This window comes from Bacillus cereus group sp. BfR-BA-01311, assembly GCF_022664295.1.
In the GTDB taxonomy this organism is placed as follows: domain Bacteria; phylum Bacillota; class Bacilli; order Bacillales; family Bacillaceae_G; genus Bacillus_A; species Bacillus_A cereus.
The window spans coordinates 141,954-156,958 of record NZ_JAKUHC010000002.1 but is presented as its reverse complement, the minus strand read 5'-3'; the positions used below and the strand labels follow the sequence as shown (position 1 = coordinate 156,958).

The window sequence follows — 15,005 nt, the reverse complement described above, 5'->3', positions numbered from 1 at the left end:
GTTCATATAATGAATATTTGGATTATAGGTGCAGGAAGTATTGCAAGAGCTCATTCTAGAGCATTATCAACTATTGATAATTGTAAATTAGTTGGAGTGTATGATGTTAATTCTGAGAATGCCGATAAATTGGTAGGGGATTTTGGTGGGAAGGTTTTTAATAGCTATGAAGAGTTACTAGAAGTAGTTGATGAGGTAATAATATCTTCTCCGAATTTTTGTCATAAATCTCAAGCTGTTCAAGCATTATTAAAAAACAAACATGTTTTATGTGAAAAGCCTATGGTGATTTCTTGTGAGGAAGCAAAGTACATGATGACAATAGCAAAAAATACTAATCTAGTCGCTTCAATGGGGGTTAACTATCGCTACTTATCCTATGTTAAGGCTTTAAAGCAATTAATTCAAAATGAAGAATTAGGGGAAATGGTAGTAATAAGATTGCATTTTGAAAAAAATAGCGCTTTTAGGAGAACTTCGTTTACTTGGCGAGATGATTTTCAAAGTAATAGAACTAGTGGAGCCTTGGGAGATTTGGGAATTCATCTAATAGATTTACTATGGTTTTTATTTGAGAGTGATTTTAGAGAGGATACCGTTCGAACTAAAATCAAAACAAATGTTAAGGAAAAAGAAAGCAAACCAGTTTTTGTTGATGACTATGCTGAGGTTTATGGCCAAAAATGTTTTTTTACCCTTTAGAAATGCATAATAGCAGTTTTGTTATGACTAATTTTATTAAAGAAAAACTTGCAACAGGATATGATGCTAAAGGTAATGCCATTCCATTTTATCAAACTAGACCAACCGATATGCCACAAGGGAGTATGTTTTCTACAGGGATTGATGTAGCCAATTTCATGATTGCTCAATTGAATGATGGTAAATTTAAAAATAACCAAATACTACAAAAAGAACCTGTAGAAGATATGCAAAAAACAAAATTTGCTTTACATCCTTGAATACCTATGAAAAGAATAAATTTTCGTTCTGGGAGAACTTCAAAATGTTAGCTTGATAGCGATGTGAATGGAACACTCACTGATTAAAGTTTCACTTTATTCCACTCCACTTTCCAAAATAGAGAAAGATCCATTTTCACAATCAATTTCTGCCATCGCACCGTAAGGTAAAATAAACTTCGGTTCAGTATGGCCAAAATTTAAATTATAAAGAATCGGCAAAGCTTCTAAATTATGTTCCTTCATAGCTTTCAGTATTTCTCGTTTATATTCTTCATAATACTTTTCGTCTTTCGGTTTACCAAAAATGATTCCTTTTGCTTTTTGTAGAATGCCTTGTGCTGCATAATTTCGTAACCAATATTTTATATAACTTGGTTCTGGATGATCTTCAGAAGTTTCAAAGAAGAGAATACTATTCTCCCAATGTTTTTTCTCAGGCCAAAGTTCCGTTCCTTTTGCAAATTCCAATACTTCAATACATCCACCAATTAAGCGCCCCTGTACAGTGGTAGAGCCTTGAAGTAGCTCATATCCATTGTTTTGCTGCATCGTACGTCTTGTATCCTTATTTATTGTAATCCATTCTAAATGCTCACTTGTCCATTCATGAGCTGGTTGAATCTCGCCAATCGTTTCATTTGAAAAGAGAGTACGATTTACCATTTCAATTGTGTATGGATCCATCTCTACATTTTCGGCAAAATCGGTCAAAATTGCTGGACCATATAAAGAGGAAAGGCCTGCTTTATGACAAAATAAATGTGAAATAGTAACGTCAGAGTAACCCATAAAAATTTTCGGATTTTCGCGTATCACATTAAAATCTATATAGGGAAGTAACCGGATGCTATCTTCACCGCCAATATTCGCGATAATTGCTTTCACGCGTGTATCTTTAAATGCTGTCATTAAGTCTTCTGCACGAGCCTGTGGGTTGTTATAAATGAATTCGCTACCTTTTAAACTATTTGGCATTGGAATAACGGTAAGACCGAAAACTTCTTCTAATCTTTTAACTCCTTGCTCATATCGCCATCTTATTTCAGAATCACCTGCGCCTCCCCATGAAGGACTTACTGTCGCCACGATATCTCCTGCTTGTAACCTCTTTGGTTTTATTAACATATGAATCCCGCTCCTACATAATGTAATGAACTACGGCTATACAAACCGTAGAGTTGAAGAACATTGTACATGACATTAGTTTCTCCGCCTCCAATAAGTTCACCTGCTGTAATTTGAGAATTTAGTATTAGTGCTGAATATAGGAATAATCTACAAACATTTTTGGTTAAAATTTATATTTGAAAATCACAGTATGCAACATTGCATGAGGAAAACGGTTGTTATTTTCACAACCTGTAACTATAATGATTACAGGTTGGTCGATACCAATCAAAAAAATAAAATCATCATGGATGGAGATGTTACATATGGGTATGAAAAAAATAATTTTAGCAGGTGCTTTAGGAATCGCAGCATTATCAGGAACAAATGTACCAGGATTAGAACTAACAAAAGCGAGTGCAGCTTCTATTGAATCGAATTTCTCGACGTTAGAAGGACGAGTAGTAGAAGTAGATAACGGTGTGATTGTTGTAAAATCTAAGCAATATGAGGAACCTGTTAGTGTGTATATTGATTCACTTTCAAACGTGAAAGTAGGAGATGAAGTAAAAGCTACTGGATCTATGATGCGTAATTTTACAGAATATATGGTTGCAACTGCAGTTGAAAATACAACAAACAAGTTAGGTATGCACATGAAAGAAGATGGCTCACCTAATTATGTAATTGGAGAAGTATCAAAAGTAGGAACGATGGAAGATGAGGGAGACGGTGCTACTAAATATGTTGTAGTTGAGTATCCATCGTTAAATGGGAAGAAAGATATTATTGATGTTTTCTTAACAAAGGGACAAGTATTTAATGTGGGTGAGAAAGTGGAAATTGATATGAAGTATGTAGGCTGGGGCGGAAGTTCTATTAACTGGAACACAGTTGACCATATTGAAAAAGTTCATGAAGCAAAGACGAACGTTGAAAATAATGATGATGTATGGATTTGGTCTTAATAAGGCGAGTATAAGTCGTTATTTGCAATTTTCTCCAAACAATATATGTAAAAACTAAATGTATCATGCAGTACCCATCTAATTATCATTGTGTATGACAATTAGATGGGTACTTTTTTATTTGAAATTTGTGCAAGTCAATGTTCAGCATTTCTTTTTAAGAGTAAATTACGGGTGAAATCAAAACTTTATTTGCAGTACATAATAAATAATGTTGATTTTTTATCTTATATTAAAATAAAAACAAACCACTGTTCGATTTGAATATTCCACGATATAATAGTGAGAGTTTATGGCAGAATAAATATTTACATAAGAAGTGAGGTACTGTATGAAAAAAAGAACGACAGACATTATTTTTATTATTATCGGTGCATTTCTTTTTGCGTTAGGTGTCAATTTATTTGTTATTCCGAACGAGTTTGGTGAGGGCGGGGTAACAGGTATCACGATTATTACGTACTATTTATTTGAGTGGTCACCAGGTTTAGTTAACTTAATTTTAAATGCGATTTTGTTAATAGTCGGTTATAAATTTTTAAATAAGATTACAACAATTTATACGATTATCGCTGTAGTTACGAACTCACTATTTCTTCATTTAACAGAAGGATGGACAATTGCTTCTGATGAAATGCTCGTAAATGCCATTTTCGGTGGAATATTTATCGGGTGTGGTATTGGTCTTATCATTCGCGTTGGTGGAACAACTGCAGGTACTACGATTTTAGCAAGAATGACGCATAAGTATTTAGGCTGGAGTATTAGCTATGGTCTACTGTTCTTCGATTTAATCGTTGCGTTTTCATCTTATTTCATCATTGGTGCAGAAAAACTGATGCTGACAATTATTATGTTATATGTAGGAACGAAAGTAATGGAATTTGTAATTGAAGGCTTAAATCCGAAAAAGGCCATTACAATTATTTCTGATAAACCAGATGAAATTGCCGGGAAGGTGACGACTTTAATGGGCAGAGGGGTTACTGTATATTCAGGTCATGGCTATTACACGAAAACGCCGAAGGAAATTCTTTATGTTGTTATTAATAAGCAAGAAGTAGTGAAGCTAAAGCGGATTGTTCAAACTACAGATCCGGCTGCCTTCATCGCTATACACGATGTTCGTGATGTGTTCGGAGAAGGATTTGTTGATATTTCGAAGGCTTAAAAATTGTTTTTGATTAAAATAAACTTAATACTAAAACGTGAGAATCTATTTTGAATAATCTTTTTTCAAAATAGATTCTTTTTTAATTAAACGCCAGTCACTTTCAGTTCAATCTTTTACGTTCTAAAGAAAACCGCCGATAAAGCGCTTCAGTCTGTTCTTTAATTTTGAAATGTGAGAGTTGAATAACAATGGGTTATATGCGATTTTTTAATCTACTCCCCATGAGTTCCGCAATTTGTTTTGCATCTGGATTTTCTTCATCGTACAATTTCTCAATAATGTTAATATAATCCGTCTCATTTCGATTTTGACTTAATTTATATGCAGCCTGGATGTCTCCTACTTTAATTTTAAACCCAACTATGCCTTTCAGTTCATTTTCTAACAGAATAGGGGAAAGTTTATCCCATAATACTGGATTTTCACGTTGCTCTTCATATTTTTTCAGCATTGTTGTTAATTCATCTATTAATTCCTCTTTATCTAAAATACTTGCTTTACCATATATATGAACCGCTTGATAATTCCATGTTGGAACTTCTGCATGTTCATACCAAGAAGAAGAGATGTAAGAGTGTGGTCCTTGAAATATTACAAGAACATCTTCACAAGTTTCAAATGTTCTCCACTGAGGATTCCCATAAGCCATATGTCCAGTAATAAAATAGTCATCACCTTTTTTAGTTAATCCAAAAGGCAAATGAGTTGCGATTGGTTTTTCTTTTTTTGTTGTGACGATTGTTCCAAAAGAGTTTTTTTGAACAAAATCCCAAATTTCATCAACATTTGTGACTTTAAAATACTTTGGAATATACATAATAGCCCACCTTTCAAAAAAAGTTATATGAGTGTTTTAATCATTATAAGGTCAACTTGTTCGTCATCGCCCATATAAAAGGAATGAGAGCCAGCTTGTACAAAACCTAACTTCTTATAAAAAGCAATAGCATTTTCATTTTTCTCCCATACGCCTAGCCAAATATTCTTTTTATTATGTTCTATTGCAATTTCAATAGCATTATTTAGTAGATATTTACCAAGACCATGTTTTTGAAAGGAGCTCTTTATATAAATTCTCTCTACTTCAAGTGATTCATTGCCCATTTCTTCAGACTGAGCATCATCAATATTGACCTTTAAATATCCAGCAATTTCATCGTTAAAGTAGACAAAAAAGAATTGAGAAGAGACATTGGATAATTCTTTTTCTAATTGTTTTAAGTTAAATGCCTTTTCCAAATAGTGATTCATATTTTCGGGTGAATTCTGATGTTTAAAAGTCTCATTAAATGTTTCATAACTAATTTCTTGAAGTCTGTGTATATCTTTAAGGGTGCACTTTTCTGTATGTGTAGTCATTTGAATAGTTCGCTCCTTTATATAATCAATAATTTCTCTTATTTCCCTTTTTTACAAATTCCCAATCTTTTTCTATATTTTTTCTTACTCTTTGAAGGAGGTTAGAAATAGTTTCCGCTTCTGTTTCCGAAAATCCCTCTAATGCAACAGTATTTGAATAATCATTTTCTCTTTTAATAAAAGGATAGACGTTTTTCCCTTTTTCTGTTGGGAAAAGTTTTTTGATTTTCTTGTTAGATTCATCTTCTTTCTTTTCGATAAATCCATTGATTTCAAGCTTTTTGATAGCACGGGCTGCGGTTGTACGATCTACTTTTATCATCTCAGATAGCTTTTCTTGAATGATTCCTGGGTTTTCACATATTCGCACAAGGTACAAATACTGACCTTTTGTAAGCTCATATTCTTTAAATTCTATATTACTAATAGAATCTAATGCCCTTGCAATCATGCCAATTTCACGAAGAATTTCTTTCATAATGAACTCCTTATCTTTTATTTTTATTGCAAATGCAACAATTTGAAGTTACATTTAATATAAAATATTTTTATTGTAAATGCAACAAAAATAACGATGAAGAGGTTGATTAAAGTGAAGTATGTTTTTTATGTATTAGGAATTTTAATATTAACCCTTGGTATTTCTTTCACAATACAATCAGATTTTGGTACTTCACCTTTTGATGCACTTTTAGTAGGACTTTCTTTAAATGTGGGGCTTACTGTGGGAAGCTGGGAAATAATAATAGCTTTATTATTAATATGTTGTAATTCGATATTAAAAAGAAAAAGACCAGAGGTACTAGGGTTGTTAACAGCATTCATAACGGGTATTGGTATTGATGTGTGGCTATTTTTATTACGCAATTTAATTACACCTGAAATATGGTACAGTAAAATGATTTATTTTGGAATCGGATTAGTTATTACAGGATTAGGAACTGCAATATATTTACAAACAAATTTTGCTCCCATTCCAATTGACCGATTAACTTTAATCATACAAGAATTAACGAGAACGAATATCTTTATATCACGAACATGTATTTACCTTATATTCTTAATAATGGCAACGATTTTACATGGACCAATTGGTGTTGGGACTATATTAACTGTTTGTTTAGGTGGGCTATTACTGAATTCCTTTATGCCACTTACTAAAAAAGTATTAGATCACTTATTCGTACACCAGAGTACATTACCAAGTTATAAGAAAAATAAAGCAGCTGACCACAATGATAACAAGAGTATCTTCTAAGGAATCCTTTTCTTTTTCTTGCAAAAAATCTAATTGTTTTTTAATGTAGTGATGTAGAAGGATGAACGAGAGAGGGTTTAATGAAGATGATACATATTTTATTAGCTGATGACGATAAACATATTAGAGAGTTATTGCATTACCATTTAGAAAAAGAGGGGTTTAAAGTTTTTGAAGCTGAAGATGGAAAGGTAGCGCAAGACGTATTAGAGAAGGAAAATATTCATCTTGCGATTGTAGACATTATGATGCCGTTTGTTGATGGTTATACGTTATGTGAAGAAATACGGAAGTATCATGATATTCCTGTTATTTTATTAACGGCGAAAGACCAGTTAGTGGATAAAGAAAAAGGATTCATTTCTGGTACAGACGATTATATCGTAAAACCATTTGAGCCAGCTGAAGTCATTTTCCGTATGAAAGCTTTATTACGTCGTTATCAAATGCTGAGTGCAGATATTATTACGTTGCACGGAACGACAATTGATCGAAAAGGTGTGGAAGTAAAGTGTAACGGCCAGACGATTTTACTTCCTTTAAAGGAATTTGAATTATTATCACAACTAGCTAGTTATCCTGGGAGAACATTTTCAAGAGAAGAATTAATTGAATTAGTATGGGGAATGGATTTTGAAGGAGATGAACGAACAGTTGATGTTCATGTGAAGCGACTACGAGATCGTTTCTCAAAACGAACGGATGATTTTCAAATTACAACGGTGCGCGGCCTCGGGTATAAGTTGGAGTTGAAATAAGATGAAATCACTATATTCTAGATTTGTATTTATGACGGTCGGCATTATGCTACTTAGTAGTATTATCGGCTTTTTATTAACGAACGTATATTATCAAGTGAAGTTAAAACCGTATAATAGTGAAAAGATTTTAAAGTATGCTGAAGAAGTTAAATCGTTATATGAAAAGCAAAGTGAAGAAAATCAAGAGGCGTACTTACATTCTATCGCAAAGTTAGGGTATGAAATTTATATTGTCGATGATCAAAAGAATGGAAAGCGTATCGGCAATGCGTTTCGTAAGACGTCTATTAGCGATGCTACTGTTCATAAAGTATTGCAAGGAGAAACGTTTAATGGTGTTTCTACGTATCCAACGCGTCTTTTTATTACAGGATTTTTCGATAATGAATTAATAAATAGTGTTGGTGTACCGGTAAAGCACGGTGATAAACAGTACGCGTTATTTATTCGTCCTGACATTCAGAACCAATTTGGCGAGATGCGAATTTTCTTAGCGGTATTACTTGGGTTTATCGTACTATTAAGTATTATCTTTATAGCGATTGCAGCAGGTTATATCGTTCGCCCAATCCGTAAATTTACGAACGCTACGCAAAAAATTGCGAGTGGGGAATATGAAATTGAATTAGATGTAAAACGAAAAGATGAAATAGGAACGTTATCTACAAGCTTCCAAAAGATGACGAAGAGTATTAAAGAACTAGATGAAATGAGACAAGAATTCGTTTCGAACGTTTCACATGAATTTCAGTCGCCACTTTCTTCCATACAAGGTTTTTCAAAAACGTTGCAAACAGAAAAGATGAGTGAGGAAGAAAGAAATCATTACTTACAAATTATTGAGGGCGAAAGTAAGCGAATGTCTAGTTTATGTAAACAGTTACTTACGCTCGCTTCATTAGATAAAGAGGAAAAGGTTCTGCAAATAAGAGAATTCAATCTGCAGAAGCAAATTAAAGACGTCATTTTTATGCTTGAGTGGAAATGGCGCGAGAAAGATATTGCCGTTGAATTTGATGTGCCGGATATCACTATAAAAGGTGATGAAAACTTACTTCATCAAGTATGGAGTAATATCTTTACGAATAGTATTAAGTTTTCAAACGATGGTGGGACCATTGAGTTTTTTGTCGAAGAGTTAGAGTCTAGCGTTATAATCTCTATATCCGATAACGGAATCGGCATGGAAAAAGAAGAAATGGAGCGTATTTTTGATCGTTTTTATAAGGTAGATACAGCAAGGGCAAGAAATGTAGAAGGTAGCGGTTTAGGGTTATCGATCGTGCAGAAGATTGTTGAACTGCATCATGGAAACGTTTCAGTGTATAGTACGAAGGGAGAAGGGACGACCGTTCGGGTTGAGCTTCCTAAATAGATGAAAGAGGCTGTTTCGGAACGGCCTCTTTTTTGTTCGTTAGTCTATGTGTAAAGTGAAAAGAGTTGTTTTAAAGATGTGAGTAATCCTATTCCATAATTGGACTTGTTTGTAGAATAAGATTAGGAGGAAGTTTATTTAAAAATGTAGAATCTCTACAGAGTTAGAGGGAGTGTATTAAAACTTGAACTGTGTAGGGAGGAAATTACTTTGAAACGAATTGACTTGTTATTAAACACACTAGATTCAACATTCGATAAAGAGAGTTGGTATGCACCGTTTAAACATGCTATAGAAGGACTTACAGCTGAACAGGCTATGTGGAAACCAGCTGGAGAGACAACGAATACCATTTGGGAGAATGTTAATCATCTCACTTATTACAAAGAAAGACTTGCTGCAAACTTGGAAGGACGTGAATGGACACATAATCTTGACGGTAATGACACCTTTTATCTTACTAAGCAATCTAATAATGATACGGAATGGAAGGAAGTCGTTGAACGCTCTGAAAATGCTCAGCGTAATTTAAGACAGGTATTAAGTGCAATTTCTGAAAGAGAGCTTGAACAAAATTCACTTGAAGGTAAATTACTGGACATCATGCTTCATGAGGCTTATCATACAGGCCAAATTATTCAATTAAGGAAAATGCAGGGGGCATGGCCATCAAAGCGTTAACGGAACCTTTTAGTTGGTGCTATTGTTGAATAAATTTTAGATATTCAAACGACTTTATTATTATATTTTTAACCCCGTCCCAAATTTAGAACGGGGTTATGTTTGGTTTGCTATAAAGCCGCACCTTTCCCGCGTTCTTCCTTAAACCGAAGCTCAAAAGTATCCGCTGTAATTTCATCAGCTTTTGGAAAAGCCCGTAATTTCGGATGAAGTAGCCATACGAGGGAAATGAATAAAATCCCAATGCTAGCAAGCGCGAAAATGAGTTGGCTACTATATACATTCGCAGTGTATCCGCCAATTAAAGAGCCGAGTGGCATAGCAATTGTGCCCATGCTTCGTGTGACTGAATTGATACGCCCAAGATATTGATTTGGAATTACAATTTGACCAATAGTCGCAAATAATATGTTGGTCGCACCAATTGGTATCCAAGCTAAGCCGAATAAAAAAATGGATAGCCATTGAAACGGTACAACCGTTGAGAGAAACCAAAAGAAAGCGCCAGTCGCAAAGCTAATAATCGAGACACGGCCAACATTACGTTTGCCAACCCATGAACTGAATAATGCACCGATGAGACTACCTGCTGATATAGCAGCTAAGAAGAAACCATATAATTTCACACCACCTAAAGAATCAGCGAAAGAAGGGAGTATGGCCATCGTCATACCGATTGAAAAATTAGCGACAACGGAACCGATTAAGAAGACGCCCATTAATGAACGAAAGACGATTGAAAACCCTTCTTTTAAATCAGAGAAATATTGCTTGGTTGAAAGTGTTGTGCCTGCTTCAGTTTGCTTTGGCATTTTCAATGAAAAGAACAATAGGGCAGTAATCGCGAATGTAAAAGAGTCGATTACATATAAAGTGATTGCGCCAAATAGTGCTACTAATATGCCAGAAAGAGTCGTACAAATTAAGTCAATGCCTTGATACGCAAATGAAAAGAGTGAATTTCCTTTTAATAATTGTGTTTTATGCAGTAGAAGTGGTAAAGCTTTTGATTGTGCGGGATAGGCGAATTGTTCAATAAAGGCTACGATTGGCATGATGATGAGTAGTAGGTGGACTGTTAATAGGTCGAAGTAGTGTGTAATAGGAATGATTAAAATAAGAATGCATTGCAAAACTTGTGTGATGACGAGGGTGTGTTTAATGGACCATCTATCAACGAATGGACCAGTAAGAAATTGAAGTGCAGAAGGTAATAATGTAAGAAAACCAGCTAATCCAGAATAAAAAGGATTACCACTTAATTTGTATACGAGCCACATCGCTGCTACATAATACAAACTATCTCCTATGTTTGTAAAAATTCTCCCTAAAAATAATAAGAGGAAATTCCGGTTTTTTAATATGTCCACTTTATCTACTCCTTTATAATAAATTTATTCGGTAAAATAAATTTGACCGTTTATGTAAAAAAAATCGTATTACGATTTTTCTTCTTTTTTAATAAATTGCTGCATTGTTCTCTCAGCGATTTGAAGTGCAGTAGTAGAAATATAATAAGGTTTACTATTCGGGTCTTTATCTGCACCTTTTGTGATTTCGTTTAATTCAGCCATTAATTCATAAAACTTTTTTACCCACACTTGAAATTGTTCTGGCGTAGCATCAAATTCCCAGCAGGATGAAACGTAATTCCACTTAGCTGGATCTTCACTTGCATTTCGTAATGTAAAAGCTTCTTCTGGTGCAGCGAGAATTTGGCTTTTCGTTCTTTCTATCATTTGTAAAAAGATTTGGCGACCTGATTCGCTTAATATTTCTAAATGAGGTAATAGATCTGCAGCAGGGGTGAAGCCTTTCGCGACAGATTGATAAAACTTTTGAACAATCCCATTCTTTTCTTCTGTATAAACGATCTCTATAAGACCATTCTTTTCTAATTCTTTTAAATGATAATGAATTTTCGCCCTTGAAATGCCGAATTTCTCAGATAGTAATTGTCCAGTATAAGGACGTTCGCATAGACGTATCATCATTTCGGAACGTAGTGGATCGCTTAATGCTTTTAGTTGGCTATAAGTAGTTAGTGTTAATACGGGCTTCAAAATGATCAACTCCTTAAATGAAATTACTCGGTCAAGATTATTTGACTGAATTGTATCAAGGATTTCAATTATTTTCAATACTTTCTGAAAATTAAATCTTACTCTCTGTAATCTTCTGTTCATATTCCGTTCATATTTCTTTTTTATGATAAGTGCATAGAAAGAAAGAGGAAGGAGCGAGCGAAATGTTTTTAGCTCTGCGTGAATTAAAACAATCAAAATTACGATACGGATTAATCGGACTTATTATGGTGTTATTATCATTTTTAGTCCTTGTTATTTCAGGATTAGCAAATGGATTATCATATGATAATGCTTCATCGATTCAAAATATGGAGGCAAATAAGTTCGTTTTAGCAGATGATGCGGAAAATAAATTACTTCGTTCACAAATTAAGAAAGACGATGTAGATAACGTAGTAAATCAAGTAGGTGACAAAGAGGCAGTTCCGTTTCGTGTGAAAGTTTCAACATATGAAAAGAAAGATAGCTCGAAAAAGGTTGATATCGCTATTTTCTCAAGCGAACGAGATTCATTTTTAGAACCGAACATTGTAAAAGGGGAGAAATTAGGTACAGCAAACAACGAGATGGTTGCTGATGAATCGATTAAAGAGAAGGGAATCGATATTGGAGATACAATTATCGATCCTGTTTCAAAGAAAGAATTTACAATCGTCGGATTTACGAAAGATCAAATGTTTAGCCATACACCAGTCGTTTATGTAAATGAAGACGTATGGGGATCTATTTCACAACCAAACCAAAAAGATTATAGTGCAATTGCACTTAACACAGATAAAGAAATTAAAAATGCTCACGTTATTGATAAAAAAGAAGTACTGCAAAGTATTCCAGGATTTAAAGAAGAGCAAGGAACATTAACGATGATCATTGCGTTCTTACTTGTGATCGCTGCGTTATTAATTGGTGTATTCTTCTATGTTATTACACTACAAAAAACACAGCAATTAGGTGTATTAAAAGCAATTGGTACAAAGAACTCATATTTAGCAAATAGCTTAGTCGTACAGGCGTTATTCTTATCAGTCGTTGCGATGGTAATTAGTATCGTTCTTGTACAAGGGTTAGAACAAATTTTACCAGCGGGTATGCCGTTCTTATTAACAACACCGATGATTGCACAATACGCAGCAATCTTTATCGTAATTAGTATTTTAGGAACACTTATTTCGTTATACCAAGTATTAAAAGTTGATGCATTAGAAGCAATTGGAGGCGGGATGTAATGACTTCATTATTGAAATTAGACAAAGTAAGTAAAGTGTACGGAGAAGGGAATACGGAAGTAACGGCCCTTCATCCGATGTCGCTTGATGTGAAAGCTGGAGAGTTTATCGGAATCGTCGGTCCTTCTGGATCAGGGAAAAGTACATTATTATCAATCGCGGGTGCACTATTATCACCGTCAAAAGGGGATATTTACATTCGTGAGCAAAATATTACGAAGCTATCAGAAAAGGAAATGACAGACATTCGTTTGAAAAAAATCGGCTTCATTTTCCAGTTCGCAAATCTTGTTCCATATTTAAATGTGAAAGAACAATTACTTTACATTGCTAAGTTAAAAAAAGAAAGTAAACAAGAATCAGAAAAGCGTGCGGATCATTTATTAGCGGCATTTGGATTAGGAGAAAGAAAGAATCATTATCCAAATCAACTATCTGGCGGGGAAAAACAAAGGGTAGCAATCGCTCGTGCGTTCATGAACAACCCAGATTTAATATTAGCGGATGAGCCAACGGCAAGCTTAGACTCAAAACGCGCACGTGAAGTTGTAGAAATGATGAAACGTGAAGTGAAAGAGAGCCAAAAAGCAGCAATTATGATTACACATGATGAAAGAATGCTTGATGTATGTGATCGTATATTGACGCTTCGAGATGGACAGTTAATATAAAAAAAGGAAAACCGTACATGTATGTGCGGTTTTCCTTTTTTTAATGGATTTATTTAGAGAATAACGTTTTAATTTTATTACGAGTAAGTAATAAAATCCCGCCTAATACAGATAGCATTCCTAGAGCCATATTGTTTGATTGCTCGCTACCAGCGTTAGGAAGTTCTTTAGCGTTATTGTTTTTAGTACCATTATCTGCTTGCGTTTGTTTAGACTGTGATACTTCATTAATCTTGTTATCAACATTTTGCTTCGTTGTATGTAACTCAGCTAATTTGTCGTCAATTTTTTTCTCAGTATGCTTAAAGTCGTTGATTTTAATATCTAAGTCTTGTTTTTTCTTTGTTAAATCGTCTGAAACAGTTTGTTTCGATTGTTTAATTTCGTTAATTTTATTTAGTAAATCTTCTCTAGCCTTTTGTAATTCAGCTAGTTTGTTTTTTACATCTTGTTTAGCTAGTTCTAAGTTAGCGGAAAGACTGTCTAAATTGCCTTTAATTTTCTTAAGTTCCTCTAACGTGTTACCAGTATTCGGCTTGTTTTCTTTTAGTTCAGCGAGTTTGTCTTCAGCAGTTTGTTTCGCTTTCTTTAACTCAGCTAATTTTTCATCTACTTGTTTTTTAACTTCCTTAAGTTCATTAACCTTTTGATCAATGTTCTCTTTATGTTGCTTCATTTCATTCACTTTTTCATCGACAGTTTGTTTATGTTCTTTAATCTCATTCACTTTGTTATCGATATTTTGTTTATGCTCTTTTACTTCAGCAACTTTATCTTCTACTTGTTTTTTATGCTCTTTAATTTCAGCGATTTTATCTTCGGCGATTTGTTTGTCTTGCTGAAGTTTTGCATCTAACTCTTGTTTATGTTGTTTAATCTCGTTAATTTTTTCATCAGCAACTTGTTTACGTTCATGTAGTTCATTCACCTTCGTATCAACATTTTCCTTAACCTTGTTAAGTTCATTCAATGTTTGATCCACGTTTTCTTTGTGTTGCTGCAATTTCGCATCTAACTCTTGTTTATGTTGCTTAATTTCAGCTAATCGATCTCCCGTACTTTGCTGAGAAGTAGCATCATTTACTTCCGCATGAGCAGAGTTTGCGCCAGCAATCATTGCTAAAGCTAGTGTAGACGCAGCGATTGTTTGTTTTGTTTTCATATTTTTGTACCTCTTTTCTTTCATATGCATGAACTGTTTTGTGTAAAAATGAGCATATAGAAGTAGATTCTTCCATCATTATATACCATCTGCGCCGTCTAGAGGAAGTATTTGCATAATAATCTATGATTATGTAATTTTTATAATCTCTTATTTGGGGTAGGGGAGTACTCTTTAGCAAATGTAGTTTTTCCAACTGTAATGATAACTA

At 34.1% G+C, this 15,005-nt stretch carries 15 protein-coding genes and 2 pseudogenes; 10 read left to right on the top strand and 7 right to left on the bottom strand.

Annotated features, from left to right (window positions below; translation table 11 throughout):
• Positions 1–9: 9 nt before the first annotated feature.
• A pseudogene (locus MR136_RS05935) lies at positions 10–681 on the top strand (Gfo/Idh/MocA family protein); the annotation flags it as partial.
• Positions 668–959: pseudogene (locus MR136_RS05930) on the top strand (serine hydrolase); the annotation flags it as partial. The pseudogenes MR136_RS05935 and MR136_RS05930, both read left to right, overlap by 14 nt.
• A gap of 99 nt (positions 960–1,058) precedes the next feature.
• Here the strand turns inward: MR136_RS05930 and MR136_RS05925 are convergent.
• A complete protein-coding gene (locus MR136_RS05925) occupies positions 1,059–2,090 on the bottom strand; it encodes a S66 family peptidase (RefSeq protein WP_017673672.1) in 1,032 nt (343 codons plus the stop codon).
• Positions 2,091–2,398: 308 nt separating this feature from the next.
• On the opposite strand from MR136_RS05925, the gene MR136_RS05920 reads away from it, so the two are divergent.
• Together MR136_RS05920 and MR136_RS05915 are read left to right on the top strand one after the other, a co-directional pair.
• Positions 2,399–3,040: a F0F1 ATP synthase subunit alpha gene (locus MR136_RS05920; RefSeq protein ID WP_017673671.1), complete on the top strand. Its 642-nt coding sequence runs from the start codon at positions 2,399–2,401 to the stop codon at positions 3,038–3,040.
• A gap of 331 nt (positions 3,041–3,371) precedes the next feature.
• Positions 3,372–4,211 carry a YitT family protein gene (locus MR136_RS05915; protein ID WP_000747497.1) on the top strand — a complete coding sequence of 280 codons (840 nt, stop codon included), beginning with the start codon at positions 3,372–3,374 and terminating at the stop codon, positions 4,209–4,211.
• A 196-nt stretch (positions 4,212–4,407) separates the two neighbouring features.
• Here MR136_RS05915 and MR136_RS05910 read toward each other — a convergent pair whose 3' ends face one another.
• From MR136_RS05910 to MR136_RS05900, 3 genes are read right to left on the bottom strand one after another with little or no spacing between them, the layout of a single operon-like run.
• Positions 4,408–5,031 (bottom strand): FMN-binding negative transcriptional regulator, encoded by a 624-nt coding sequence (locus tag MR136_RS05910; protein WP_242259281.1) that lies wholly within the window; start codon positions 5,029–5,031, stop codon positions 4,408–4,410.
• Positions 5,032–5,054: 23 nt separating this feature from the next.
• Positions 5,055–5,573: a spermidine/spermine N(1)-acetyltransferase gene (gene paiA / locus MR136_RS05905; protein WP_000207282.1), complete on the bottom strand. Its 519-nt coding sequence runs from the start codon at positions 5,571–5,573 to the stop codon at positions 5,055–5,057.
• Between the two features lie 25 nt (positions 5,574–5,598).
• Complete coding sequence (locus tag MR136_RS05900; protein ID WP_000658986.1) at positions 5,599–6,051, bottom strand: MarR family winged helix-turn-helix transcriptional regulator; 453 nt, start codon at positions 6,049–6,051, stop codon at positions 5,599–5,601.
• A gap of 114 nt (positions 6,052–6,165) precedes the next feature.
• Between MR136_RS05900 and MR136_RS05895 the strand changes: the two genes are divergently transcribed.
• The 4 genes from MR136_RS05895 to MR136_RS05880 all read left to right on the top strand — a co-directional run bounded on the left by MR136_RS05895 (position 6,166) and on the right by MR136_RS05880 (position 9,648).
• The gene (locus MR136_RS05895; RefSeq protein WP_017673670.1) at positions 6,166–6,831 is read left to right on the top strand and encodes a YczE/YyaS/YitT family protein; all 666 of its coding nucleotides are present in this window, start codon (positions 6,166–6,168) and stop codon (positions 6,829–6,831) included.
• Between the two features lie 80 nt (positions 6,832–6,911).
• Positions 6,912–7,589 (top strand): response regulator transcription factor, encoded by a 678-nt coding sequence (locus tag MR136_RS05890; protein WP_031312246.1) that lies wholly within the window; start codon positions 6,912–6,914, stop codon positions 7,587–7,589.
• A gap of 1 nt (position 7,590) precedes the next feature.
• Positions 7,591–8,967 (top strand): sensor histidine kinase, encoded by a 1,377-nt coding sequence (locus tag MR136_RS05885; RefSeq protein ID WP_242259280.1) that lies wholly within the window; start codon positions 7,591–7,593, stop codon positions 8,965–8,967.
• A 210-nt stretch (positions 8,968–9,177) separates the two neighbouring features.
• Entirely contained in the window at positions 9,178–9,648 is a 471-nt protein-coding gene (locus tag MR136_RS05880) for a DinB family protein (protein WP_017673668.1), read from the top strand.
• 110 nt (positions 9,649–9,758) lie between these two features.
• On the opposite strand, the gene MR136_RS05875 is transcribed toward MR136_RS05880, so the two are convergent.
• Together MR136_RS05875 and MR136_RS05870 are read right to left on the bottom strand one after the other, a co-directional pair.
• Positions 9,759–11,018 carry an MFS transporter gene (locus tag MR136_RS05875; protein WP_242259279.1) on the bottom strand — a complete coding sequence of 420 codons (1,260 nt, stop codon included), beginning with the start codon at positions 11,016–11,018 and terminating at the stop codon, positions 9,759–9,761.
• A gap of 69 nt (positions 11,019–11,087) precedes the next feature.
• A complete protein-coding gene (locus MR136_RS05870; protein ID WP_000805796.1) occupies positions 11,088–11,711 on the bottom strand; it encodes an ArsR/SmtB family transcription factor in 624 nt (207 codons plus the stop codon).
• Between the two features lie 185 nt (positions 11,712–11,896).
• On the opposite strand from MR136_RS05870, the gene MR136_RS05865 reads away from it, so the two are divergent.
• Complete coding sequence (locus tag MR136_RS05865; protein ID WP_006922800.1) at positions 11,897–12,961, top strand: ABC transporter permease; 1,065 nt, start codon at positions 11,897–11,899, stop codon at positions 12,959–12,961.
• Positions 12,961–13,632 carry an ABC transporter ATP-binding protein gene (locus MR136_RS05860; RefSeq protein ID WP_000202606.1) on the top strand — a complete coding sequence of 224 codons (672 nt, stop codon included), beginning with the start codon at positions 12,961–12,963 and terminating at the stop codon, positions 13,630–13,632. Before MR136_RS05865 ends, MR136_RS05860 begins: the two co-directional genes overlap by 1 nt.
• A 49-nt stretch (positions 13,633–13,681) precedes the next feature.
• Here the strand turns inward: MR136_RS05860 and MR136_RS05855 are convergent, their stop codons facing one another.
• A complete protein-coding gene (locus MR136_RS05855; RefSeq protein ID WP_017673665.1) occupies positions 13,682–14,794 on the bottom strand; it encodes an LPXTG cell wall anchor domain-containing protein in 1,113 nt (370 codons plus the stop codon).
• Positions 14,795–15,005: the final 211 nt, after the last annotated feature.